At 65.2% G+C, this 23633-nt stretch carries 18 protein-coding genes and 5 pseudogenes; 14 read left to right on the forward strand and 9 right to left on the reverse strand.

Going from position 1 to position 23633, the window contains the following annotated elements; all coding sequences use genetic code 11:
- Positions 1-3 precede the first annotated feature (3 nt).
- The gene (locus SHTP_RS02385; protein ID WP_096369664.1) at positions 4-1539 is read right to left on the reverse strand and encodes an LCP family protein; all 1536 of its coding nucleotides are present in this window, start codon (positions 1537-1539) and stop codon (positions 4-6) included.
- Between the two features lie 265 nt (positions 1540-1804).
- Here SHTP_RS02385 and SHTP_RS02390 point away from each other — a divergent pair, with 265 nt between their 5' ends.
- Both SHTP_RS02390 and SHTP_RS02395 read left to right on the forward strand, forming a co-directional pair.
- Entirely contained in the window at positions 1805-2509 is a 705-nt protein-coding gene (locus SHTP_RS02390; protein ID WP_096369665.1) for an LppP/LprE family lipoprotein, read from the forward strand.
- 68 nt (positions 2510-2577) lie between these two features.
- A complete protein-coding gene (locus SHTP_RS02395) occupies positions 2578-3321 on the forward strand; it encodes a DUF2510 domain-containing protein (protein WP_096369666.1) in 744 nt (247 codons plus the stop codon).
- Between the two features lie 55 nt (positions 3322-3376).
- Here SHTP_RS02395 and SHTP_RS28335 read toward each other — a convergent pair whose 3' ends face one another.
- On the reverse strand, positions 3377-3619 hold the full coding sequence (locus SHTP_RS28335; RefSeq protein ID WP_011741697.1) for a hypothetical protein: 243 nt from the start codon (positions 3617-3619) through the stop codon (positions 3377-3379).
- 203 nt (positions 3620-3822) lie between these two features.
- Between SHTP_RS28335 and SHTP_RS02405 the strand changes: the two genes are divergently transcribed.
- The 3 genes and pseudogenes from SHTP_RS02405 (at position 3823) to SHTP_RS02415 (ending at position 6725) form a co-directional block, all read left to right on the forward strand.
- The gene (locus SHTP_RS02405; protein ID WP_096372278.1) at positions 3823-4974 is read left to right on the forward strand and encodes a TDT family transporter; all 1152 of its coding nucleotides are present in this window, start codon (positions 3823-3825) and stop codon (positions 4972-4974) included.
- Between the two features lie 82 nt (positions 4975-5056).
- A pseudogene (locus SHTP_RS02410) lies at positions 5057-5745 on the forward strand (GAP family protein).
- A 104-nt stretch (positions 5746-5849) separates the two neighbouring features.
- A pseudogene (locus SHTP_RS02415) lies at positions 5850-6725 on the forward strand (alpha/beta fold hydrolase).
- Positions 6726-6793: 68 nt separating this feature from the next.
- Here SHTP_RS02415 and SHTP_RS29615 read toward each other — a convergent pair.
- From SHTP_RS29615 to SHTP_RS02425, 3 genes are all read right to left on the reverse strand, one after another.
- The gene (locus SHTP_RS29615; protein WP_262875350.1) at positions 6794-6919 is read right to left on the reverse strand and encodes a hypothetical protein; all 126 of its coding nucleotides are present in this window, start codon (positions 6917-6919) and stop codon (positions 6794-6796) included.
- A 9-nt stretch (positions 6920-6928) separates the two neighbouring features.
- Positions 6929-7057: a hypothetical protein gene (locus SHTP_RS29620; protein ID WP_265338807.1), complete on the reverse strand. Its 129-nt coding sequence runs from the start codon at positions 7055-7057 to the stop codon at positions 6929-6931.
- A gap of 119 nt (positions 7058-7176) precedes the next feature.
- On the reverse strand, positions 7177-7563 hold the full coding sequence (locus SHTP_RS02425; RefSeq protein ID WP_096369667.1) for a response regulator: 387 nt from the start codon (positions 7561-7563) through the stop codon (positions 7177-7179).
- Between the two features lie 208 nt (positions 7564-7771).
- Here SHTP_RS02425 and SHTP_RS02430 point away from each other — a divergent pair, with 208 nt between their 5' ends.
- Positions 7772-8179: a hypothetical protein gene (locus tag SHTP_RS02430; protein ID WP_231991692.1), complete on the forward strand. Its 408-nt coding sequence runs from the start codon at positions 7772-7774 to the stop codon at positions 8177-8179.
- A 41-nt stretch (positions 8180-8220) separates the two neighbouring features.
- Here the strand turns inward: SHTP_RS02430 and SHTP_RS02435 are convergent, their stop codons facing one another.
- Positions 8221-9858, reverse strand: coding sequence for a DHA2 family efflux MFS transporter permease subunit (locus SHTP_RS02435; RefSeq protein ID WP_096372279.1), 1638 nt, complete (start codon positions 9856-9858; stop codon positions 8221-8223).
- Positions 9859-10068: 210 nt separating this feature from the next.
- Here SHTP_RS02435 and SHTP_RS02440 point away from each other — a divergent pair.
- Positions 10069-11558, forward strand: a pseudogene (locus tag SHTP_RS02440) (WS/DGAT/MGAT family O-acyltransferase).
- Positions 11559-11578: 20 nt separating this feature from the next.
- Here the strand turns inward: SHTP_RS02440 and SHTP_RS02445 are convergent.
- The gene (locus SHTP_RS02445) at positions 11579-13072 is read right to left on the reverse strand and encodes an amidase (protein ID WP_096369668.1); all 1494 of its coding nucleotides are present in this window, start codon (positions 13070-13072) and stop codon (positions 11579-11581) included.
- A 63-nt stretch (positions 13073-13135) separates the two neighbouring features.
- On the reverse strand, positions 13136-13270 hold the full coding sequence (locus SHTP_RS29625; protein ID WP_020726724.1) for a hypothetical protein: 135 nt from the start codon (positions 13268-13270) through the stop codon (positions 13136-13138).
- A gap of 34 nt (positions 13271-13304) precedes the next feature.
- On the opposite strand from SHTP_RS29625, the gene SHTP_RS02450 reads away from it, so the two are divergent.
- Both SHTP_RS02450 and SHTP_RS02455 read left to right on the forward strand, forming a co-directional pair.
- Entirely contained in the window at positions 13305-15038 is a 1734-nt protein-coding gene (locus SHTP_RS02450) for a PE domain-containing protein (protein WP_096369669.1), read from the forward strand.
- A gap of 25 nt (positions 15039-15063) precedes the next feature.
- Positions 15064-15870 (forward strand): enoyl-CoA dehydratase, encoded by an 807-nt coding sequence (locus SHTP_RS02455; protein WP_015357327.1) that lies wholly within the window; start codon positions 15064-15066, stop codon positions 15868-15870.
- A gap of 10 nt (positions 15871-15880) precedes the next feature.
- Here SHTP_RS02455 and SHTP_RS02460 read toward each other — a convergent pair whose 3' ends face one another.
- Positions 15881-17095: a PucR family transcriptional regulator gene (locus SHTP_RS02460; protein WP_096372280.1), complete on the reverse strand. Its 1215-nt coding sequence runs from the start codon at positions 17093-17095 to the stop codon at positions 15881-15883.
- 236 nt (positions 17096-17331) lie between these two features.
- Here SHTP_RS02460 and SHTP_RS02465 point away from each other — a divergent pair, with 236 nt between their 5' ends.
- The 5 genes and pseudogenes from SHTP_RS02465 to uraD all read left to right on the forward strand — a co-directional run bounded on the left by SHTP_RS02465 (position 17332) and on the right by uraD (position 23607).
- A complete protein-coding gene (locus tag SHTP_RS02465; RefSeq protein WP_096372281.1) occupies positions 17332-19746 on the forward strand; it encodes an arylsulfatase in 2415 nt (804 codons plus the stop codon).
- 133 nt (positions 19747-19879) lie between these two features.
- Positions 19880-20080 (forward strand): annotated as a pseudogene (locus SHTP_RS28340) (solute carrier family 23 protein); the annotation flags it as partial.
- 144 nt (positions 20081-20224) lie between these two features.
- Positions 20225-21427, forward strand: a complete 1203-nt coding sequence (locus SHTP_RS02475) for an ISAs1-like element IS2404/ISMul1 family transposase (protein ID WP_420811867.1) — start codon at positions 20225-20227, stop codon at positions 21425-21427.
- A gap of 17 nt (positions 21428-21444) precedes the next feature.
- Positions 21445-23103, forward strand: a pseudogene (locus SHTP_RS02480) (solute carrier family 23 protein); the annotation flags it as partial.
- Positions 23104-23607 carry a 2-oxo-4-hydroxy-4-carboxy-5-ureidoimidazoline decarboxylase gene (uraD, locus tag SHTP_RS02485; protein WP_012396476.1) on the forward strand — a complete coding sequence of 168 codons (504 nt, stop codon included), beginning with the start codon at positions 23104-23106 and terminating at the stop codon, positions 23605-23607. It begins immediately after the preceding pseudogene.
- Positions 23608-23633: the final 26 nt, after the last annotated feature.

The raw sequence follows: 23633 nt of genomic DNA on the forward strand, positions 1-23633 counted from the left end.
GGGCTAGTTGACGCAGGGAACTCCGCCGCCGTCGATCGGCTGTCCGTGGTCTGGCGCCGGATAGCTGGAGCTGTCGTCGCCCCCGTTGTAGTACGCGTTGGGCTTGGGGTAGGTGGTTGTGTCGTCGTCGGAATCGTCGGGCGCCGGCATCGAGAAGTTGGTGTCCACCGTTACCTGGATATGTCCGGGTTCGATGCTGGCATCCGGTTGCTTCGGGGCGTCGATACCCAACAGGGTGCCCAGGTTCATCGCGTCGGCCTGCGCACCGGGGCCGTACTTGATCCTGGTGGCCGCCGGGTCTCCGGACTTGCGGTCGCGGACCTGATCGGTGGTATAGCCGCGCTTGCGCAGTGCGTTGGACACCTGGCTGGCCAACCCGCTGATGCTGCCCGCGTTGACCACGTCAACGACGGTGGACGGGCTGGGTTTGGCCGGCGTCGTGGTCGCCGTGGCGGCGGTTGATGTGCTGCCGATGGCCGCTGCTACCTCGGCCTTGATCGCCGCGGGATCGACGATGTTGACGTCCTGGCCGTCGATGTTGTCGTACCGCACCACCGGCAGCGTCCGGAACTCGATGTCGGCTCCGGCCAGCTCACCCATGCGGCGAATCAGGTCCTCATCCCAGCCCCCGGACAACACGAGGTCTTTGCGTGCCACCGCCATCAGGCTGTCCAGCCGGTCCAGGTTGGTGAAGGTGCCCGAATCCTGCAGATCGCGCATGACCGACGACAGGAAAGCCTGCTGGCGGTGGGTGCGATCCAGGTCCCCGTTGTCCAGACCGTGGCGCTGGCGCACAAAGGCCAGCGCCTGGGCGGCATCCAAGCGCTGGCGGCCGGCGGGGAAGTCGGCTCCCGAGTAGGAGTCGTCAACGGCATGGTTCAGGCAGACTTCCACGCCGCCCAGGGTTTGGGCGAGGTCATAGAAGCCCGCCAAATTGACCTCGGCGAAGTAGTCGATGGGAACACCGGTCAGAGCGCGCACCGCACGCAAAGTTGCGGCCCGGCCGGCTTCGCGGCCGCGGGTCTCGAGTTCGCGCTGGCTGGTCACGCCCTGATCGATCAGCTCCTGCGCGACGTACTGCTTGGTGAGCCCGTAAGCCTCTTTGATCTTGATGTGGTTGTAGCCGGGAACGCCGGTGAACGGCACCCAGTCGTCACGCGGGATCGAGAAGGCGACAACTTTTCCATCGGCGCTGACATGCACCAGGATCAGCGTGTTGGTGTTGTAACCACCTTGATCCGAATCACCCGCGTGCAGGTGCTTCAGGATCGACCACGGCAGGTCGTTGCCTTCTTGGTCCTTACGTGAGTCCAGCCCGATCAGCAGGATGTTCATGTTGTTGCCGGTGGATCGCGGATCCTCGGCAGTCAGGGCCTGGGAGATGGTGATGCCGGTCAGCGCGCCGTGAGCCACCCAATATCCGGCCCCGGTCATTCCCAGCGCGACCACCGACACCAGGGTCATCAGGGTGCGCGACACCCGCCGGCGGATCGGTGACGGTTTTCGAACAGCGCGATGCCGGGCTTTGGTACGTCCCATTACGAGCCTTAGTCCGCTACCGGCCCACCGACCGACGCTTGGCCAGCGGTTTGCGGGGACGTCGCTCGATGCATGCCGTCCAGTATGCGGCAGATTGCTGTGTGGACCCTACTCCAGAAGCTCTGATGTGGGCAGATTCACCCCCGGCGTGGCGCTGATTTCACGGCCGCGACATTTCCCCTACCTGCATGTTCTGGCTACAATTCGCCAAACTCGGAAGTACCGTACAGGTGTCTGGAGGGTATTGGGGGGGACCCCGGGAAATATGGCTTCAGGCGAGATCGACCCCAACTGGCCGCCACCGGTCTATCAGCCGTCCGACAACATCGACACCACGCCACCGTCGTCGCAACCTGGAGTGCGGGGCGGATCCGGCCGGGTGATCTGGCTGGTCGTCGCACTGGTCGCCGCCGTGTGCGTCGGCGTGGTGGCGATCATCGCGTACTCGGCCAGGCGCCAGCCGGCCGCGAGTTCGCCGGCCACCACAGCGGCCACCGCACCGGCCACGACGTCGGCCACGACGCCGGTCGCGACATCGCCCACCAGCGCGCCGCCCGGGTCATGCGGCCCGGATGAGGCGGCGGCGGTGGCGGCGGCGCTGGCCACGCTGCCCCCGGATAAAAAGACCGGTAGGCCGCGGAACCCCACCCCGGAATTCAGCGACTACGACCCCTGCGCGGAGCTATCCGCGGTGGTGGTGACGGTGGTCGATGCGACTCGCAGCTCGCCAGACGAGGCGCTGATGTTTCATCGCGGGCAGTTCGTCGGGACGGCGACACCCGAGGCATACCCGTTCACCCAGTTGGAAGCTCCGGCATCCACCGACGATCTGGTGGTCCTCACGTATCGGTCCAGGCAGAGCTGTGACGCTCGCGAGGATGGCGTGCTGACCGTCGTCGGGTTTCAGTGGCAGGGTGACCACGTGCAGATGCTTGATCCGCCGCCAGACCCATGGGATTCGCCACCGTGATCTGGCCGGCCGACGCGGTTTGAGCTGACCAGTTCCTGACGTTTGAATCGATTGAATGAAGCGTGCGGGTGCCGACTTCACCGCCGGCGGGATGGTATGCCGATCCCGGCGGTTCCGGGGGACGACGATATTGGGACGGTGAGCGCTGGACTGAGCACTGTCGGGCAGACGCTGGGATAGCGCGCTCGCCGCTGGTGGCCGTTGTCGACGGTGTGCACCGGGGATGGTCGGCGATGCCGCTGGCGCTGCGGTTGCTGTTGCCCATCGCCTTCGTGCTGATCTCGGCGGGAATCGGCGTTGCGTTTTGGCTGCAATCGCCGCCCGACAACTGGGCGCGACTGCCCAATCATCTCGAATGCCGCATACAGGAGGGGCTACAGCCGCCGGACCAGATCATCGTGGCCGCGGTGCAGGTCGAACATCCCACCGCGGGCGTACTCGAGCTGGTGATTCGGTTCGCCGAACCGTTGCCGCAGTCACCCAGCGGTAGTCATGCATCCGGGTTCGTGGGCTATGTGCTGACATTCAGCGTTGCCAACAACGGCCGCAAGTTCGTCGAGCTGGGTCCCGAAGAGGACACCGACGACCTCGCCATCACCGCCACCCTGACGTCCAACGGGAATGACGTGACCATGCGGCCGGATCGAGACACCAATGCCCGCAGAACCGCGCCCGACACCATTGAAATCAACCTCGACCTCAAGCGACTGGGAATCGAAAACCAACTAGTGGTTCCCACGCTGACCGTCGACTCACAATTCAACACACCGTCGACCACCACGGTGGAGTTCGCGTCGCAAGTTTGTACCTAGTGAATCCGTTGTGGTCGGCAAGCATTCGTGACCGACGTCGAGCCTCGAGCGAGGGCTATTGGACCCTCACGATTTCTTCTCCCGACGTGTAGTAGAAGGGGATATTCGAGCCCGTTGCGCGTTCAATGAGAAAAATGATGAATGGTTCGACTTCGTAGTAACGGTGAACACAGCCACGTGCGTCTACTGCGGTAGCGCACCTGCGGCCCGGTGCGCCGCACCGTTGCTTGATAGGCATGGCGAACGCGGCAACCAAAAGCACGACGGCAATGCAGACCGCAACCGGGACTCTGTTCAATGCGAACCTTTCGCCGGAGCATCACTGCAGGCAGTGTATTCGGCTCGCGCTCAACCCTCACGCACCACGGTCGTGGCGGCAATTTGCCCTACGCAGTCCGGCCGGCCGGCGGTTTGGCCGCCCGTACCGGCCGCCGCCGCACGGGCGCGCAAGTTGCGGCGCCGCGCGGCGCCGAAGCGAACTCGGCACTAGGTTTCTCAGCTATGGCCGTTACAAATTCGCCCGGTACGCCGTCGCCGCCTACTCGCGTCGAGGTGCTGGGCAACATCGGGCCCAACTGGTTTGCCTCGGTCATGGGTACCGGAATCGTGGCCGTCGCCGGCGCGACCCTGCCCGTCCACGTGGTGGGGCTGCGGGCCTTCACCCAAGTCGTCTGGGTGATCGCCGCGGCGCTGCTTCTCGCGCTGATCGTCCTGGTCGGCGGCCACTGGCTACGACACCCCACCGTCGCGCGCAGTCACGCCCGCAATCCGCAGATGGCGCACTTTTACGGAGCTGCCCCCATGGCGCTCATGACGGTCGGTGCCGGCGCAGTGCTGGCGGGCGGGCCCCTCATCGGCGAGCGACTCGCCGTCGACCTGGATTGGGTGTTGTGGACCGCGGGCACCATCGGCGGCCTGTTCACCGCGGTGAGCATTCCGTTCCTGATGTTCACCCAGCACCGTGTCGAGCCCGATGCGGCATTCGGTGGGTGGCTCATGCCGGTGGTCCCGCCGATGGTGTCGGCCGCGACCGGCGCATTGCTGCTACCGCATATGCCGGCCGGATCCGGCCGCGAAACCATGCTCTACGGCTGCTACGCGATGTTCGGATTGTCGTTTGTGGCGTCGCTGAACATCATCGCGATGATCTGGAGCCGGCTGGTGTTGTACGGCACCTCGGGCACCGCGCGAGTACCCACGTTGTGGATCGTGTTGGGACCCCTGGGGCAATCCATCACCGCCGCCGGACTTTTGGGGGCGGCCGCCGCGACCGGCGCGGTGGACCACGAATTGGCGGAGACCATGCAGGCGTTCGCAATCATCTTCGGCGTCCCGGTGTGGGGCTTCGCGATGTTGTGGATAGCGCTGTCCACCGCGCTGACGGTGCGCACGCTGCGCCGGGGCATGCCGTTCGCCCTGACGTGGTGGAGTCTGACCTTTCCGGTCGGCACCGTTGTCACCGGCACGTCGCAGCTGGCTCTCCATACGCATTTGCCGGCATTCCGGGTCGCCGCTGCCGCTGCCTACGCCGGCCTGCTGGCCACCTGGGTGCTGGTGGCTATCCGGACCGTGCGCGGGAGTCTGCGTGGCAACCTGCTCAACCTGCCGCCCAGCTCTGCGCCGTTCAAGGCCAGCAAGGATCCGGTTCCCTGAACGAATTCTGTTGTCGCCGGCCTGAGGGTTGGCGTGAATATCGGGGGGCCGGGCGCGTTGTCATGGTCGGTGCGTCCGGTCGATGCGAAAATTGCTGCCCGTGACAGGAAATTCCGGCTCAGTGCTGGCCAGCCTCGTTCCCCTCGCGCTGGTGATCGCGGTCTCGCCAATAACCATCATTCCGGCGGTATTGGTGCTACATGCGCCCCCCCGGCCGACGGGGCTGGCGTTCCTGGGTGGCTGGGTGCTGGGGCTGATAGCGGTGACGGCGATGTTTGTCGCCGGGTCGGAACTGTTCGGTGGTCTGCGTAGGTCCCCACCCGCCTGGGCATCCTGGGCTCGGATCGTCGTCGGGTCGTTGCTCATCTTGTTCGGCATCTACCGCTGGTTGAACCGGCACGGGGAGGTCGAATCACCACGGTGGATGCGGTCGTTCGCCACCATCACGCCACGGCGCGCCGGGATAACCGCGGCCGTGTTGGTGCTGGTGCGCCCCGAGGTGGTGATCATTTGCCTGGCGGGGCTGGACTGGCGATCGGCACCGGTGGGCTCGGTGTCGCGATGAGATGGGTCTGCGGTGCGATTTTCGTCGCCATCTCGGCATCGACGGTGGCCGGTCCGATCCTGGCCTTCGTGGGTGCGGGTGACCGTCTGGAGGATTCGCTGGATCGGCTCAAGGAATGGATGGAAAAGAACCACGCGGGGATGCTCGCGGCCGCCTTGATCCTGATCGGTGTGATGGTGCTCTACAACGGAATTCACGCGCTGTAGGGGATCCGCCCTGGTCACGCGGGTGGGTGTGTGGCTTGCTCGGGGAGCCTCGAGAGCTCGCATTCGGACTCGGACTCGACGTTAGAGCGTCTTAGTATCAGCTGGTGGCGACTGCACCCGAGCGGTTCTCGGTTCAGGGGCCCGATGGCGTTCGCATCGTGGCAGATCGCTGCGGTGACCCGCGAGGACGTGCCGTGGTGTTCTTGCACGGCGGCGGACAGACTCGGCGCTCGTGGGGCCGAGTGGCCGCCGTCGTGGCCGAGCGGGGTTGGCAATCGGTCACCGTGGACTTGCGTGGGCATGGTGAATCCGACTGGTCACCGCACGGGGACTATCGCGTTGTCAGCTTCGCCGCGGATATTCAAGAGGTGCTGCGGGGCCTGCCCCCGCAATCGGTTCTGGTGGGCGCGTCGTAGGGCGGGTTCACGTCGATGCTGCTGGCCGGGGAACTTTCGCCGGGCATTGCCAGTGCCGTCGTTCTGGTGGACATCGTGCCGAACATGGATCCCTCCGGAGCCAGTCGGATACATGCGTTCATGGTCGAGCGGGTGGAATCGGGGTTCGGCTCGCTGGATGAGGTGGCCGATATGATCGCCGCCTACAACCCCCACCGACCCAGGCCGACCGACTTGGAGGGCCTGACCACCAACCTGCGCCGTCGCGGCGATCGGCGGTATTGGCACTGGGATCCGCGGTTCATCAGCGGCACCGCCGCCTTTCTCCCCATCGAAGTCACCGAGCCTCATCGGCTGTACGCCGCCGTCGACACGATCCTGCGCGGCGGCGTTCCCATGTTGCTCATTCGGGGGCAAATGAGCGACCTGGTCAATCAGGAGCGAGCCGAGGAATTTCTTGCCCGCTTCCCGAATGTCGAGTTCACCGATGTCCGCGGCGCCGGGCACATGGTCGCCGGCGACCGCAACGACATCTTCGCAGCGGCCGTGTTGGACTTTCTGAGCCGCCATCTCGACGCTGGGTGATCGATCCCTGGCTACTCGGGAGCGGTTGGCCAACAGGCCCGCGGCAGACCGGAAATGAGGTCAGCCTGCTAGCCCTGGGTCAGCATCTTCTTGATCTCCGCAACGGATGCTTCCAGCTTGCGGATGCGCTCGTTGGAGTCCTCGGCGGTGCCACGCATGTCGCCGCCGTATGCCCTGAGTACGTCGGCGAGCATATGCTGGGTTTAGCCAAAAGCCTTGATCGCGTCGACTATTTCCTCGTAGCTGGTCCGCGACGCTTCCAAGGCAGCGATGCGGGCCTTGAGGTCGCGCAGCGTGCTGTCGAGCGCTTCAGATGCTTCAGGTAGGGCCACTCTGAAAATCCTAGGTGTTTTTCCAGCCGAACCGTCTATTTTTTTGTGGCAATGACGACCTTTTGGTCGACCTCGTGCCAGTACGGGTGTGGCACCGAACCCGCGGGCTCGTTGGCTAGTCAGCTGGGAATGCCGGCATTGACCAAAGTCTGTACGCCGCTGGCACAACCACGCAGGAAGTCGGGGGCGTAGACGTCCCGGACCTGCTGCACGGCCGCCAGCTGGTTGGCGCAGACCTTGTGCACCTGGCCGGAGACGATGATCGAGTCGGCCGGGAACCCCATTGCCTGCATCCGGCTGATCGTGAAGCGGCCGTCTTTCACGGGCTTGTCGTAGCCGAGTCGGTAGGACGGGCCCGTCGTTTCACCGGCGTCCGCGTATGCGGGTGCAGAGGCGATCAGCGTCACTCCAGCCGCGATACCGACGACGACTCGCGACAGCCGCCCAGTGGACAGGCACCGCGTTGCCGGCAGTGGGTGGCTGTAGGTCGCTGCGGCGTCCGTCATGAGATTGGCCCCTATCTGTCGTTTCAGGATCCCACTTCCTGTGGCGGTCTTCTGTGCCGCAGTGGACCCTCGCGTCGCTACTGTATGACATCGGTTCCAAAAATGGAAGTGAGGATCGAAAACGGGCAAATTGTTGCCTGGCGTTGGAATGCGGGCTCAGATTTGTGCCAAAGTTGACTCATTCCAAAACAAGCCATACATTGGTGGGGTGCCGAGGTTGAATCCCGCAGGTAAGGACCTTGGCCGCGTCCTAGAGTGGCTGTTGAACCGGGACGTTCCAGATAGTGAAATCGGTTCCGCGCTCAACTTGCCCAGGGCGACCTATTCACGGCGTAAGGATGCTGACGATTTCCCCAGCTACGCGGAGTTGATCGCGGTGGGGGAGTACTTCGACGTCTCCTCGCGCGTGCTACAGATTGCGTTCGGCTGGCGCGGGCAGGATGAGTTGATCCTGCTCGACATCGAAGAGATGCGCCAGTACATGGAACAGGCGGGGGCCTCGTTTTTCGGTAATGAACGAATACGTCGCTACATCGAGGAGCGCGAGGGCGCTGACTACCCGTTGGCCGCGGCAATCCTGAAAATGACGGAGCCCCCGGAGTCCGGGGCTAGCTGATTCCCCCGGCCCTCGGGCCGCGCCGGCCCCACGGTGGTGCGCTATGGCTCAACCTGCAACAACTCGATCCGCGGGGCGGGGCGCTTGGGTAGGAACCACGCCGGAATGGCTGTTGTCGCGACCACGATCATTGCGAGCAAGAAGGGCCCGGCGTAGGCCAGCGACAAGTCTTTGGTGAGGTGCTCGGCAAACCCCGGGGTTCGAATCCGCGGCGGCAGGTTGGACACATCCAGTGGCAGATGCTGCCGGAGCGCCTGTTCGCGGATCTCATCCGCGCGGTTGGCCGCCGCGATGTCAGCGCTGCCGTTGAATCGGCTGGTGAGTACGACCGACATCAGCGCCGCGCCCACCGACGCCGCGATGTTGTGGTTGACGTTGAATAGCGTTGAGCCGTGCGCGACTTCGCTGGAATTCAGCATGTGCACCGCCGACCAGGACACCGGAACCATCATGGCGGCGGTACCCACCCCGAACGTGCCGAGCCCGATCAGCAGCGCCGGAAGATGCACGTGCTCACGGCTCATGCCATAGATAAAGATGCCCATGCCGACCACGGTCAACGCGGTCCCCATCAACACCACATCGCGCGGGCCCCGCTTCTCCATCAACCGCCCCACGATCGGCATCACCGCGGCAGCGGCCAGCGTCTGGGGGATGAGCAGCAGCCCGGACTGCAGCGGTGTTTTTCCGAGCACCTGCTGGAAGTACGCCGGAAACAACAGGCAGCTGCCGAAAAAGGTGACGGCGAACATGAATCGGGTGGCGTTGGCCGCCGCGACGGCCCGGTTCTTGAGCAGTCGCAGATCGATCAGCGCGTGGTCGCCACGGTGCAGGGCGTGCAGCGCGAAACCGCCGATCAGGATCAAGCCGACCGTTGTCGGCAGCCAGACTTGCGGGTCGCCGATGGTGCCGCGCGCCGGCAGCGCTGATAGCCCGTAGAGCAGCAGCACCAGCGCCGGGGACAGCAGCGCCATGCCCACCAGGTCCAGCGACTCCGCGGGCAGAGAATCGTCACCGGGCAGCACCAACCCGGCCAGTATCAAGGTCAGGGCTCCGATCGGCAGGTTGATCAAGAAGATCCACTGCCAGCCAAACGCGTCGATCAACCAGCCGCCCAGAATGGGCCCGGCGATCGGGGCCATCAACACCGAGATCATGGTGATCGTCAGTACCCGGCCCAAGCGGGCCGGACCCGCCGCGCGCGCCAGAATGATGAGCTGCAGCGGTATGAGTATTCCGCCGCCAAGGCCCTGCGCCGCGCGGAAGGCCACCAGCAGGGTAATGCTCGATGCCATCGCGCACAGCAACGATCCCAGCGTGAACAGCAGCACCGAACCCATGACCAGGCGTTTGGTGCCGAGCCGATTCGCCGCCCAGCCGGTCAGCGGGATCACCGAGGCCAGCGACAAGGTGTAGCCGGTCGATGTCCACGCGACCACCGCCTGGGTGGACGAGAACTCTTCGATGAACGTTCGCTGAGCCACGTTGACGACCGTGGTATCCAGGGTGACCATCACCGGGAGCATCAGGCACGTCGCCGTGGTCATCAGAAGTTCGGCGTCCAGCCTGACGGGATGGGCGTCGGGGCGACCGTCATCGCCCAGACGCGACTCGCCCGCGGCGTGCGTGCTGGCACCGATCTCTGGCTCGCGCGGCAACCGACCCACCCGGTGGCGCATCGGTTCACTGTATCCGCCGAACTGCCGACCCAACGTCGAAATTATCTGATCGCCAGTGCGCTGACACCGATGATTTGTGTCGCCCAGGTGGGCTACGGTCGAAATCTGGAAAGGCTGTGTGTCGCCGCCAGGCCATCCGACCGGCCCACACATCACGACGGCCCTCGGCAGCTCGCCTTGCCGGAGCGCCAACCAAGCGAGGAGTAATCGGTGAGCAAGACCGCCAAGCGGCTGGGCCCGCAAGACATGTTTTTCTCTACTCCGAGTCGCCGAGCACCATGATGCACGTCGGTGCCCTGATGCCCTTCACACCACCGGATGACGCGCCCGCGGATTTCTTGCGACAACTCGTCGATGAGAGCAAGGCCAACGAGGTTGTGGAACCGTGGAACCTGAAGCTGAGCCACCCGGACTTGCTCTACAGCCCCACCCAATCGTGGGTTTACGACGAAAACTTTGACCTGGACTACCACGTGCGGCGCTCCGCCCTGGCCAGCCCGGGCGACGAGCGTGAACTCGGAATCCTGGTGTCGCGGTTGCACAGTCACGCGCTGGACCTGAGGCGTCCACCGTGGGAGATGCACTTCATCGAAGGCCTCGAAGGCGGTCGGTTCGCGATCTACATCAAGATGCATCACTCGTTGATCGACGGCTACACCGGCCAGAAAATGCTGGCCCGCAGTTTGTCCGCCGACCCACACGACACCACGCACCCGTTGTTCTTCAACATCCCCACCCCCGGCCCGGCGCCCGCCGACACCGAAGAGTCCGCCGGCGGCGGCCTGATCGGTGGGGCGGGCAATGTGCTCAGCGGGTTGGGCGACGTGGTCAAGGGCCTGGGAGGCATGGTCAGCGGGGTGGGTAGCGTGCTCGGTTCGGTGGCCAGCGCGGGACGATCCTCGCTCGACCTCACCAGGGCGCTGGTCAACTCCCAGCTGCGCAGCGACAACGAGTACCGCGACCTGGTCAGCTCGGTGCAGGCTCCGCACTGCATTCTAAACACCCGGATCAGCCGCAACCGCCGGTTCGCCACCCAGCAATACCCGCTGGCGCGGATGAAAGCGATTGGGGCTCAATATGATGCGACGGTCAACGATGTCGCGATGACGATCATCGGGGGCGGCTTGCGGCGCTTCCTCGACGAACTTGGCGAGCTGCCCGACAAGTCGCTGATCGCCGTGTTACCGGTCAACGTGCGGCCCAAGGACGACGAGGGGGGCGGCAACGCTGTCGCGACCATCCTGGCCACGCTGGGCACCGACATCGCCGATCCCGTGGAGCGGCTGCGAGCGGTCACCGCGTCCACCCGGATGGCAAAGGCTCAGCTGAAGAACATGGACCGCGACGCGATCCTGGCCTACAGCGCGGCCCTGATGGTGCCCTATGGCATCCAGCTGGCCAGCACCCTCACCGGGGTGAAGCCGCCGTTGCCCTACACCTTCAACCTTTGTGTCAGCAACGTTCCCGGGCCGCAGGAAGTGCTCTACCTGCGGGGTAGCCGGATGGAGGCGTCCTATCCGGTCTCCCTGGTGGCACACAGCCAAGCGCTCAACGTCACCTTGCAGAGTTATGCCGGGACACTGAACTTCGGGTTCATCGGTTGCCGCGACACGTTGCCACATTTGCAGCGGCTTGCCGTCTATACCGGGGAAGCGCTCGACGAGCTGGATGAACCCGCGGCGTCGTCCGCGGTGAACTGACGCGCCCGGCGCGCCGACACCTAGCCGGCGGGCGGTGTCGCCGGATGCCGGTGCGCCCAGGGACGGGCCTCTTCGAGTTGGGCTGCCAGCGCCAAGAGGTCGCCATCGCTGCCCAGGCCTCCGACGAACTGCACACCCAACGGCAGGCCGGCCGGTGTCCAGTGCAGCGGCACGCTGATGGCGGGTCGTCCGGTCAGATTGGCCAGCTGGGTGTAGGGCACCCAGCCCAGGCTCTCTTGAATGAGATCGTCCATGATCCCGCTGAGCGAGAGCACCTTTCCGGCACGCAACTTGCTCAGCAGCCGCGCCGCCGTCTGCAGGCGTGGTGACGTCGTCGTGTCACCAACGGTCAGTGGCGGAGTCGGCAGGCTGGGAGTCAGGAAGTAGTCGTAACTCTCATGGAAACTCGCCAGGGACTGGATGTAGTTGTTGCGGTTGTCCAGCGCAAGCAGCGGAGCCAGCACACCGGTGGATCGGCCGAGTTCGGCCATGGCCAAGGTGTCGGCTTCAAAGTCGCTGTCGCGGGCGCCGATTCGCTTTCTGATCTCGGCGACTTGGCTGTGCAGCTGCGCGAACCAGATGGTCAGGAAATCGCGGGCCAGCGCGGCGTCATCGTAGGGAGGATCGACTTGCTCCACCCGGTGGCCCAGGTCCTCGAGCAGGCTCGCCGCGGCCTCGACTGCCGCGACGGCCTCGCGGTCAGGCGCGGCGTTGATCGCAGACGATGCCGAGTACCCGATCTTGAGCGCGCCCGGACGGTTCTTGATGTGTTCGACGAAGGTGGTGTCGGGAAGGGCGACCTGGTAGGCGGCGCGTGGGTTGGGCCCGACGATCGCATCGTAGATGGCGGCGCTGTCGCGAACGGTGCGCGAAACCACCCCCTGGGTTTCCATGCCGAACAGCGGCTCGCCGGTCTGCGGGCCATAGGGCGACAATCCCCGGCTGAGCTTGAGCCCGACCAGCCCGTTGCAGGCCGCGGGAATGCGGATGGATCCGCCGCCGTCGTTGGCGCCGGCCAGCGGAACGATCCCGGCGGCAACCGCGGCCCCCGATCCGCCTGAGGAGCCGCCCGGGGTGTGCTGCGGATTCCACGGGTTGCGGGCCGGCCCCCAGTAATCGGGTTCGGTGATGCCCTTGGCCCCGAACTCGGGTGTATTGGTCATGCCGAAGACGACCAGGCCCGCGTCCAGGAATCGTTGGGTGACCAGGGCGTGTTGTTTGGCGACGTCGTTGGCCAGCGACCGAGATCCACACGAGCTGGGAAAGCCGCGATATTCCTGATCGAGGTCCTTGATCAGGAAGGGGACGCCGGCAAGCGGTCCACGTAGCTCCGGATCCGCGCCCCGTCCCTCAGCCAGGGCATCGATACGACGGATGATCGCGTTCAACCTCGGGTTGACCGCGTCGGCGCGCTGACGCGCCAAAGCAAGTAGCTCGGTAGCGCGGACTTGCATGGTCGCCACCAGCTCGGCCAGGCCAGTCGCATCCAGCGACATGTACTCGTCAAGATGCATTGGCCGATCTTATGATTGCGGCGATTGGCCGGCGGGGAAAGGCAGTCAATTTCTTACCGGTTCTTACCGGTTCTTACCGGTCTTGCTCGCGTTGTTCGCCGGGGTTGCGCCGATCTCAGTGCGGGTGGACCGCAAACCCGGATCCGCACTCGCAATTTTTTCCTCGATGTGCGCATCTTTTTCGGCGTTGCCCACCATGATGTCTAGTACGCGACAACACGAGGGGTAGGCGATGTCTTTTGTGCTCGTGGCGCCAGACATGTTGGCGACGGCAGCGGCGGATGTGGTGCAAATCGGATCAGCCGTTAGTGCCGGCAATCTGGCGGCGGCGATTCCGACTACTGAGGTGATGGCGGCGGCCGCCGATGAAGTATCTGGGGCGATAGCGGCGCTGTTCGGCGCGAATGCCCAGGAGTATCAGGCGGCGGCGGCCCAGGCCGCGACGTTCCACGAGCAGTTTGTCCGTGCCCTGAGTGAGGCGGGGGCGTCGTATGCCAGCGCCGAGGCGACCATCGTCACCGGCTTGAGCTCGACGGTCGCGGACGGGTTTCAGACCGCGGTCTACGGTCCGATACGCGCGGCTGGGCAGGCGTGGATCAGCAGCCCGGCCGGCGAGGTTGTTGATCCGGTCATCAATGCGCCCACCGAAGCCCTGTTCGGGCGTGGCCTGATCAGCAATGGTGCCGCCGGAACGGCCGCACACCCCAATGGTGGCGCCGGCGGGATCCTGTTCGGCGACGGCGGCCCCGGCTACACCCCGACCGGCGGGATCGGCGCGGTCGCGGGCGGCATCGGCGGAGATGCCGGGCTGATCGGCAACGGTGGCCTCGGCGGTAACGGCTTCGGCGGCGGCACCGGCGGCATGGGCGGTACCGGCGGCTGGCTGATGGGCAACGGCGGCGGCGGCGGGGTCGGCGGGGTCGGCGGTGTTGGTGGCCAAGCCTTGTTCTTCGGCAACGGCGGCGCCGGTGGAGGCAGCGCGCTGGGTGGCCGTGCCGGGCTGTTCATCGGGGAGCCGGGCACCGGCTGGGTTGCTGACCCCGGCAACGGCCAGTCGATCGTGATCGACTTCGTCCGGCACGGGCAGGCGGCGAGCAACGTGGCGGAGCTGATCGACACCAACGTGCCCGGCCCACCACTGACAGCCGAGGGGCACCTGCAGGCGGACATCATTGCCGGCCAGCTTTTCGCGAAGGGCCCCTACGCGGGGATCTTCGACTCGGAATTGCTCCGTACACAGCAAACCGCCGCGCCGTTGGCTGCCCTGTATGGGATAACCGACGTTCCGGCGCTGTCCGGACTCAACGAGATCAGTGCCGGCATATTCGATGGCCTACAGCAGATCACGCCCGCGGGCCTGCTGTATCTGATCGGCCCGATGGCGTGGACGCTGGGATACCCGATCGTGCCGATGCTGACTCCGGGCTCGCTGGACTTCAACGGCGTGGTCTTCAACCAGGACTTCACCCACGCCATGGACACCATGTACAGCGCCGCCCTGGCGAACCCGGTCCTAGCCGCCAACGGCAAGATCACCGACGTCGCCTACTCCAGCGCATTCACCATCGGTGTCGGGACAATGATGAACGTCGACAACCCCGATCCACTGCTGCTGCTCACCCACCCGCTGCCCAACACCGGCGTGGTCGAGGTGCAGGGCAGTCCCGCCAACGGCTGGACGATGGTCAGTTGGGGCGGGATTCCTGTCGCACCAGCGACATTGCCGACCCAGCTATTCGTCGACGTGCGGAACCTGATCACCGCGCCGCAATACGCGGGCTGGGACATTTTCTATTCATTGTTCACCGGCAATCCGACGACCATCCTGACCGCGGTTCGCGACGGCATCGAGGAGGTCGGCGGCGCGGTGATCAACTTCCCGATCGAGGTGACCGAGGACGTCGTCAACGCCATTAGCGGTGCGACCGACGGCCTGACGGCCGGCGTGCCCAGCCTGGTCGGATGAGTGTGGGCCGCGACAACCACAGCGCATGGAAACGACGGAGAGCCGGTTCGTCAACCTCGGTCGTGACGGTGGCGTGGCCACCGTCGAGCTGATCGACTCGGGACCGCTGAACATTGTCGGCACCGCGGCTATCACGGCCCTTACCAACGCATTTCGCAGCATCAACCAAGACAGCGGCGTGCGGGTCGTCGTACTGCGCGCCGCGGGCGAGAAGGCGTTCATCGGTGGCGCCGACATCAAGGAAATGGTCACCCTGGACCGCATCAGCGCCCAGGCCTTCATCCGCCGACTCGCGGGCCTGTGCGAGTCGATTCGACAGTGCCCCGTCCCGGTCATCGCCCGAATCGCGGGTTGGTGTCTGGGCGGCGGCCTGGAAATCGCGGCGTGCTGCGATCTGCGGATCGCCGAATCCGGCGCCCGATTCGGGATGCCCGAAGTGGCGGTGGGAATCCCGTCGGTGATCCATTCGGCGTTGTTGCCGGCGCTGGTCGGGGCCTCGCGGACAACTTGGCTGCTGCTGACGGGCGAAACCATCGACGCCGACACGGCCGCAAGCTGGGCTCTGGTGCATGAGGTCGTCGCGCCCGCCGCGCTGGACCTGCGGATCGCCGCACTCGCAACAAAACTTGCCGGATTCGGCCCGCAGGCCCTCCGTCAGCAAAAACGCCTACTGGCCAAGTGGCCCGACATGACGGTGCCGGCGGCGATCGAGGACAGCATCGAGCAATTCGGCCTTGCGTTCCAGACCGGTGAGCCGCAACAGCACATGCAGGCGTTCCTCTCTCGCAAGGGCCGTAAAGCAGGAAGCGGCCCGCAAGCCCCGGAGGAGTAGCCGGCCAGGATCACAGTTCGCCACCGCTGCGCTGGGTCATGGCGCGCATTGCGGGCAATAGTGCGAGCGCGACCGACAGATCAAGGGCGCCGATGTCGATCGTGCGGCCAAGCAATTCCTCGGCCTGGTGGACTCGATAGCTGACCGTGTTGGGATGCACCCCAAGTCGTTGCGCGGCTTTGGCCGGGCTGCGGTTTTCCTCGAGATACACCGCAAGCGTGGCGGCAATCCGATACGTCCCCTCATCGTTGGCGGCCAAAGGGCCCAGGACGCGTCTGACGAATGCCACCGCGTGCCCGCGGTCCGTGCCGGCCAGGGCTGCTACCGCAACGTTGCGGTAGCAGGTCACCACCTCAGCGCGATCCCCGAGCAATGAGACGAACCGTTGCGCGTGCGACGCCTCGACATGGGTGCGACGGAAACCGCTTATCCCCCAACCCGGTTCACCGATGGCGACCCGGACGTCCTGCGGTAGGTGGATGTCGCTACAGATGTTGGCCACATCCAGCTCCGCAGCGGTGAATGCCTGCGGTCGGCTCAGCCAGCCGGCAATGGCCTTCGAACCGGCCGGATGGGCCAGGACGCTTTGGGCCGCGATGGCACGGGTCAGCTGCGTCAGTGCCTCGGTGAGCGTCACCGGGCCGGCGCAGGCGTCCTGGGTCACGTCGCGCCACACGCTGACGCCGACATGGTGACGGTTGACGTCGTAACGCAGCCGGGTGGAAGCCCGCTGCGCATCGTCTTCACGTTCGGTGAGGATGTCCTCGACCGCCGCCGCGCGTGCGGCGGCCGCACCGGTCAACCAGGCCTCGCGTTCAACTTCATAGAGCCGTTCGGCCCGAATCAGGACGACGTCGACATAACCGAACAGCCAGTTGGTGGCCAGGTCGAGCGCCCGGTCGTGATCGGTAGCCGCCGAACTCGCGGTGATCCGGTCGAACAGCCATTGCCACGTTCGCTCCTGGGCCATCCGTACCGAGCGGAAGAGGTCATTGAGCGCAATGTTTCGCTGCACTCCAGAGCGACCGATGGCGGCGGTGGCCGGCGTCAGATCGAGCAGCCGCGGCCCCTCCCCGGAGTCGATGCACTCGGCGATTTGGCGGACACTGGCTTCGACGCTGGCAAGTTGGTCGGCCACCGCGGGCGGATCAGGAACGATGCTCGGCAACTCGGACTGGTATCGGTCAACGATGTCACGCGCCAGCTGGGTTGCGCACGTTTGCATTTCGGCGGCTAGCGGCCTGAGCACCTGCTGCCATACCCGGCGAGCGCTCGGCTCTTGAAACGGTGGCCACCTGGGCTCCATGTCGACGAAATCTAATCTCGTCGTGCTCCCGGCACAACGGCCCAGCAAACCGAACTGGCGATAACAGTCCCCGCTCGATGGGGGCGTGGCAGGGTAGTGAGGCAGCGGCTGCGCGAGTTAGCAAGGCAGTAAAGCCAATTGACAAGGAGGTCATGATGGCCAAGGCGGCGAAGAAGACCCCAGCCAAGAAATCGTCGACCGGGGACGCCTCAGACGCGCACCGCGAGCCGCATCTGGCCCGTGAGCACCTGCCCATCCCCGACCCCAAGCACGTGGGATTGACCACCTACGACGCCAAGGACCCCAACACCAAATACCCACAGATCAAACAACTGCGCCCGCCACAGGGGGCGCCGAACGTGCTCATCGTCTTGATCGACGATGTCGGGTTCGGCGCGTCGTCGGCGTTCGGCGGACCGTGTCGCACCCCGGTGGCCGAGCGGCTGGCGGCCGGCGGGCTCAAACTCAACCGCTTCCACACCACCGCCTTGTGCTCACCAACCCGGCAAGCGCTGTTGACCGGGCGCAACCATCACTCGGTGGGCATGGGCGCGATCACCGAGATGGCCACCTCGGCGCCCGGCAACAACAGCATCAGGCCCAAGGAGAAGGCACCGCTGGCCGAGACCTTGAAGCTCAACGGCTACTCCACCGCACAGTTCGGTAAGTGTCACGAGGTGCCGGGGTGGGAGGCCACCCCGATGGGCCCGTTCCACCAGTGGCCGACGGGTTCGGGGTTCGAGTACTTCTACGGCTTCGTCGGCGGCGAGGCCAATCAGTACTACCCGGGTCTGTACGAGGGCACCACGGCGGTAGAACCGCCGAAGACCCCGGAGCAGGGCTACACGCTGACCGAGGATCTGGCGGATCGGGCGATCACCTGGGTAGGCCAGCAAAAGGCGCTGATGCCCGACAAGCCGTTCTTCATGTATTTCGCACCCGGTGCGACCCACGCCCCGCATCACGTGCCCAAAGTGTGGTCGGACAAGTACCGGGGCAAGTTCGACGACGGCTGGGACGCGCTGCGGGAGAAGACCCTCAACCGGCAGAAGGAACTCGGGGTGGTATCCGATGGCGCCGAGCTGACCAAGCGCCATGACGAGATCCCGGCCTGGGACGACATGCCCGACGAACTCAAGCCGGTGCTGGCCAGGCAGATGGAGATCTACGCCGGGTTCCTCGAGCAGACCGACCATGAGGTGGGGCGCCTCGTCGGTGCCATCGATGACGTCGGTGTCCTCGACGACACGCTGATCTACTACATCATCGGCGACAACGGAGCCTCGGCCGAGGGCACCATCAACGGCTGCTTCAACGAGATGACCACGCTCAACGGGTTGCCCGGGATCGAGACGACGGAGTTCCTGCTGTCCAAGACCGACGATTTCGGCACCCCGGACGCCTACAGCCACTACGCCGTCGGCTGGGCGCATGCCCTCTGTGCGCCCTACCAGTGGACCAAGCAGGTCGCCTCGCACTGGGGCGGCACCCGCAACGGCACCGTCGTGCACTGGCCCAACGGCCTCACCGAGCAAGGGGGAATGCGCAACCAGTTCCACCACGTGATCGACGTGGCGCCGACCATCCTGGAGGCGGCCGGTTTGCCGGCACCGCATTCGGTCAACGGAATAGCCCAGGCGCCCCTCGAAGGCGTCAGCATGATGTCGACGCTGCGCGATGCCGCGGCGCCCGAAACCCACGAGGTCCAATATTTCGAGATGACGGGCAACCGCGGCATCTACTTCCAGGGCTGGACCGCGGTGACCAAACACCGCACCCCGTGGAAAGCCGACGCCCCACCGCCGTTCGACGACGACGTATGGGAACTGTATGCCCCCGGTGACTGGACCCAGGCGCACAATCTGGCCACGCAGAACCCGGCCAAGCTCGCCGAGCTGCAGCGGCTTTGGCTCATCGAGGCCACCAAGTACAACGTTGTGCCGCTCGATGACCGCGGCTTCGAGCGGATCAACCCCGACATCGCCGGCCGTCCGCAATTGGTGCGGGGCAACAGCCAGCTGCTGTTCGACGGGATGCGCGTCAGCGAATGGTGCGTCTTGACGATCAAGAACAAATCGCACTCGGTGACCGCCGAAGTCGAGGTGCCAACGGGCGGGGCCAGCGGAGTGCTCATCACCCAGGGCGGCAGCGCCGGGGGCTGGACGCTGTACGCCCACGAGGGCAGGCTCAAGTACTGCTACAACTTCCTCGGCATCGACCACTACATGGTGGCCGCGACCAAGCCGATCCCCACCGGCAAGCACCAGGTCCGGATGGAATTCGGCTACGACGGCGGCGGGTTGGGCAGGGGCGGCGATGTCACGCTTTTCTACGACGGCAAAGCGGTGGGCCAGGGACGGGTCGAGCGCACCCAACCCATGGCGTTTTCCGCCGATGAGGCCTGTGACGTCGGGTGCGACACCGGATCGCCCGCCTCGCCCGACTACGGCCCTACCGGCAACGCCTTCAGCGGCACCATCGCCTGGGTGCAGATCGATCTCGGTGCAGGCAGCCATGACCATCTGATCACCGCCGAAGACCGGTTCAACATTGCCATGGCCAAGCAGTGACCTGCCGCAGACGCCCCAATTAGCACGGTTTCCGGCATTTCGACGTGCGCGAGCGACGGATCTCAAGGATTGTCTTAGGCATGTCGGCTCCCCCACAAGCCCGGTCAGACGTGTTCATCCGGTCGACGAGGTACTGCCGATCCCCAAATTGGCGACCTACGGCTTTCAGCACGTCGTCGCCTTCTACGCCGGGGCGGTCGTGGTGCCGATCATCATTGCCAACGCGATCGACCTGCCCCACCAGGACCTGGTCAAGCTGATCACCGCGGACCTGTTCACCTGTGGCGTCGCCTCGATCATCCAGTCCGTCGGCTTCTGGAAGATCGGGGTGCGGCCAGGGCTCCGGCGTTGTTGATTAGCAGGCTTGTGAGCTGGGTTGATGATCTTTGGTGCCGCGCTATTGGGGCCGGAGTGTAGGCACGGGCTATCTGGAGAACGATCGAGTTGGTTACTGTTCGTCGTTGGTCTGGAGTTGCCCGTGCCTACCGTTTCAGTATTGCCTGTGTCGTCGGTTCCAGAGGTGTTCGACCGCTGGAGTCCTGGTGAGCGCAGCGAGCTCATCGGATCGGAGTTTCTCGATGTGTTGGCCTCGGTGCCAGACCCGAGGGACCCACGCGGTCGGAGGTATTCGCTGATGGCTTTGTTGGCGATCGCGGTTCTGGCCACTGCCGCGGGGATGCGCGGCTATGCTGGTTTTGCCACATGGGCGGCCACCGCTCCCGATGATGTGTTGGCCCAATTAGGGGTCCGGTTCCGGCGGCCCAGTGAGAAGACCTTCCGCGCTGTTTTGTCTCGGCTAGACCCCGCCGACCTCAACGCCAGGATGGGCAGTTACTTCACTGCACACGTGGCCAGCAGCGACCCCAGTGGATTGGTGCCGATCGCGTTGGACGGCAAGATGCTGCGTGGTGCTTTACGCGCCAAAGCGACAGCCACGCATCTCGTGTCGGTGTTCGCCCACCGTGCCCGATTGGTGCTCGGTCAACTCGCTGTCGCCGAGAAAAGCAATGAAATTCCCTGCGTACGTGCCCTGCTCACGCTGCTGCCGGGTAGCTTGCGGTGGCTGGTCACCGTGGATGCGATGCATACCCAGGTCGTCACCGCGAAGTTGATCTGCGCCACCTTGAAGTCGCACTACCTGATGATCGTCAAGTCCAACCAAGCCAAAATACTTGCGCGTATCACCGCGCTGCCCTGGGCCGAGGTGCCCGCAGCCGCTACCGACGACTCCCGCGGCCACGGCCGTGTCGAGACCCGCACCCTGCAAATCATCACCGCTGCACGAGGAATCGGCTTCCCCTACGCAAAACAAATCATCCGGATCACTCGTGAACGCTTGATCACCGCCACCGACCAGCGCAGCGTGGAGGTGGTCTATGCCATCTGCAGCCTGCCGTTCGAGCACGCCCGCCCTACCGCGATCATGACCTGGATGCGTCAACACTGGGGAATCGAGAACAGCCTGCACTGGATACGCGACGTCACCTTCGACGAAGACCGTCAAAGGGCACATACCGGAAACGGCGCACAGGTCCTAGCAACGCTACGCAACACCGCGATCAATCTGCACCGCCTCAACGGCGCCGACAACATCGCCGAAGCCTGCCGGATCACCGCTTTGACCGCCAACCGCCGCCTAGACCTCCTCAATCCACAATTCCCCAGCTCACAAGCCTGCTAATCAACAACGCCGGAGCCCTGGGGGTGCGGCTGCCCCTGCTGCAGGGCGTGGCGTTCGCCGGGGTGTCGCCGGTTATCGCCATCGGACTTTCCCATGGCGGCGGAACGCCCAGCCTGCTCTACGTCTACGGCGCGGTGATCGTCGCCGGTTTGTTCACCATCCTGATCGCCCCGATCTTCACCAAGCTGCTGCGATTTTTTCCCCCGGTGGTCACCGGCACGCTGATCACCATCATCGGGCTGTGCCTGGTGCCGGTGGGCGCCGGCGACGCGGTGACCAATCCGCGCACCGGCGAGCACGACCCGACCAACATTCGCTGGCTGCTCTACGCGCTGGGAACGATCGCGATCATCGTGGCGATCCAGCGGGTGTTCAGTGGTTTCATGGCCACCATCGGGGTGTTGATCGGCTTGATCGTGGGCTGCGTGGTCGCCTACGGCCTGGGCGACATGAGCTTCGCCAAGGTGGACGAGGCGTCGGTTATCGGATTCACCGAGCCGTTCGTGTTCGGTATGCCGAAATTCGACTTCGTTGCATGCCTGACGATGATCATCGTGCTGATGATCACCTCGGTGGAGTCGACCGGCTCGACCCTGGCCACCGGCGAGATCGTCGGCAAGCGCATCAAGGCCGCCCAAATCGGCAACGTGCTGCGCGCCGACGGACTGGCCACCGTGATCGGCGGAATCTTCAACTCCTTTCCCTACACCGCGTTCTCCGAGAACGTCGGGCTGGTGCGGCTCACTCGGGTCAAGAGTCGCTGGGTGGTCGCCGCCGCCGGGGTGGTGATGATCGTGCTCGGGTTCCTGCCCAAGGTCGCCGCGGTCGTCTCGGCGGTCCCCAGCCCGGTCCTCGGCGGGGCGGCGTTGACGCTGTTTGCCACCGTCGCCGTGGTGGGCATCCAGACGCTGGGCAAGGTCGACTTCACCGACCACCGAAACCTCATCATCGTGACCACCAGCCTGGCGCTGGCGTTGTGGGTGACGTCCTATCCCGACATCGCCGAGTCGATGCCGTCGGGCGTGGACCTGATCTTCGGCAGCGGCATCAGCATCGGTGCCGTCGCCGCGATCGTGCTCAACATCGTGTTCTTTCACACCGGCTCGCATGGGCCACGGGTGGCCGGCGGCGGCTCGATTACCCTCCATGAGGTCAACGCGATGACCCGCGAGCGATTCACCGAAGTGTTCGGCCATGTCGTGCAGGACGTCCCCTGGGTGATCGACCGTGCCTACGAGCACCGGCCGTTCGCCGGCACCGCCGCGCTTCGCGAGGCGTTCCAGGACGCGGTGCTCACCGGGTCCTCCGAGCAGCAGATGGAGCTACTCAATGCGTTTCACGATCTGGGTGCCGAGGACGAGACCGGACGCGCCCTGGCCGTCGACCACGTGTCGCTATCCAATCTCGACGAGCGGGATCACAACGTAGTGGTGGAGCTTGCCAGCGCCTACCGCGAACACTTCGGCTTCCCGCTGATCATCTGCGCCCGCGAGACCGAGCGGTTCGACCGAGTGCTCAAGAACGGCTGGTCGCGGATGGACAATTCCCCCGCCACCGAGAGGGCGTACGCCCTCATCGAGGCGGCCAAGATCGCCAACTACCGGTTCAGCGATCTGGTCGCCGACGCGAACCCGATTGCGTCGGTCAGGCTCAGCCGACTCAACGAGCTGCACTAGATGACCAAGCCTGCCCTGGGCCTTGATGGCTTCAATCGCCTCACGGATCGCCAACGCATGCACCTGTTGTTCGGCGTGTGTTCGACGACGATCTGGGCGCGCCGGGTGCTGGCCGGCGCGCCGTTCGATGATGTCGATGCGCTGCTGGACCGCGCGGACCGGGTACTGGCCCAGCTGCCCGAGGCCGAGATCGACGCCGCGCTGGACGGCCACCCGCGCATCGGTGCCAGGGCGGACAACGCGTCCTCGGCGCGTGAGCAGGCCCTAGTCGCCGGAGCCGGCGAGGCCGTGCGCGCCGAACTCGCCGAAAAAAATCGCAAGTACGAGGACAAGTTCGGTTACGTCTACTTGGTGTGCGCCACCGGACGATCCGCCGAGGACTTGCTCGAGACGCTCACCGACCGGCTCGACAACGACCCGGAAACCGAACGCCGGGTGATGCGCAGCGAACTGGCCAAGATCAACCGGCTGCGGCTGCAGCGGCTCCTGCGTGAGCCCGCGTGAGCGCCGCGCGTGGCTACCGGCCTGGC

Origin of the sequence: Mycobacterium ulcerans subsp. shinshuense (genome assembly GCF_002355775.1) — a bacterium.
Lineage (GTDB): Bacteria > Actinomycetota > Actinomycetes > Mycobacteriales > Mycobacteriaceae > Mycobacterium > Mycobacterium marinum.

What these genes read in the sequence shown, in the direction of transcription:
- SHTP_RS02385 (WP_096369664.1), bottom strand. Translation starts at nt 1,539, where the DNA reads ATGGGACGTACCAAAGCCCGGCATCGCGCTGTTCGAAAACCGTCACCG.
- SHTP_RS02425 (WP_096369667.1), bottom strand. Translation starts at nt 7,563, where the DNA reads ATGACGGACGCCGCAGCGACCTACAGCCACCCACTGCCGGCAACGCGG.
- SHTP_RS02445 (WP_096369668.1), bottom strand. Translation starts at nt 13,072, where the DNA reads ATGCATCTTGACGAGTACATGTCGCTGGATGCGACTGGCCTGGCCGAG.
- SHTP_RS02405 (WP_096372278.1), top strand. Translation starts at nt 3,823, where the DNA reads ATGGCCGTTACAAATTCGCCCGGTACGCCGTCGCCGCCTACTCGCGTC.
- SHTP_RS02450 (WP_096369669.1), top strand. Translation starts at nt 13,305, where the DNA reads ATGTCTTTTGTGCTCGTGGCGCCAGACATGTTGGCGACGGCAGCGGCG.
- SHTP_RS02455 (WP_015357327.1), top strand. Translation starts at nt 15,064, where the DNA reads ATGGAAACGACGGAGAGCCGGTTCGTCAACCTCGGTCGTGACGGTGGC.
- SHTP_RS29625 (WP_020726724.1), bottom strand. Translation starts at nt 13,270, where the DNA reads ATGGTGGGCAACGCCGAAAAAGATGCGCACATCGAGGAAAAAATTGCG.
- SHTP_RS02390 (WP_096369665.1), top strand. Translation starts at nt 1,805, where the DNA reads ATGGCTTCAGGCGAGATCGACCCCAACTGGCCGCCACCGGTCTATCAG.
- SHTP_RS02435 (WP_096372279.1), bottom strand. Translation starts at nt 9,858, where the DNA reads ATGCGCCACCGGGTGGGTCGGTTGCCGCGCGAGCCAGAGATCGGTGCC.
- SHTP_RS02465 (WP_096372281.1), top strand. Translation starts at nt 17,332, where the DNA reads ATGGCCAAGGCGGCGAAGAAGACCCCAGCCAAGAAATCGTCGACCGGG.
- SHTP_RS02460 (WP_096372280.1), bottom strand. Translation starts at nt 17,095, where the DNA reads ATGCAAACGTGCGCAACCCAGCTGGCGCGTGACATCGTTGACCGATAC.
- uraD (WP_012396476.1), top strand. Translation starts at nt 23,104, where the DNA reads ATGACCAAGCCTGCCCTGGGCCTTGATGGCTTCAATCGCCTCACGGAT.
- SHTP_RS29615 (WP_262875350.1), bottom strand. Translation starts at nt 6,919, where the DNA reads ATGCTCGCCGACGTACTCAGGGCATACGGCGGCGACATGCGTGGCACC.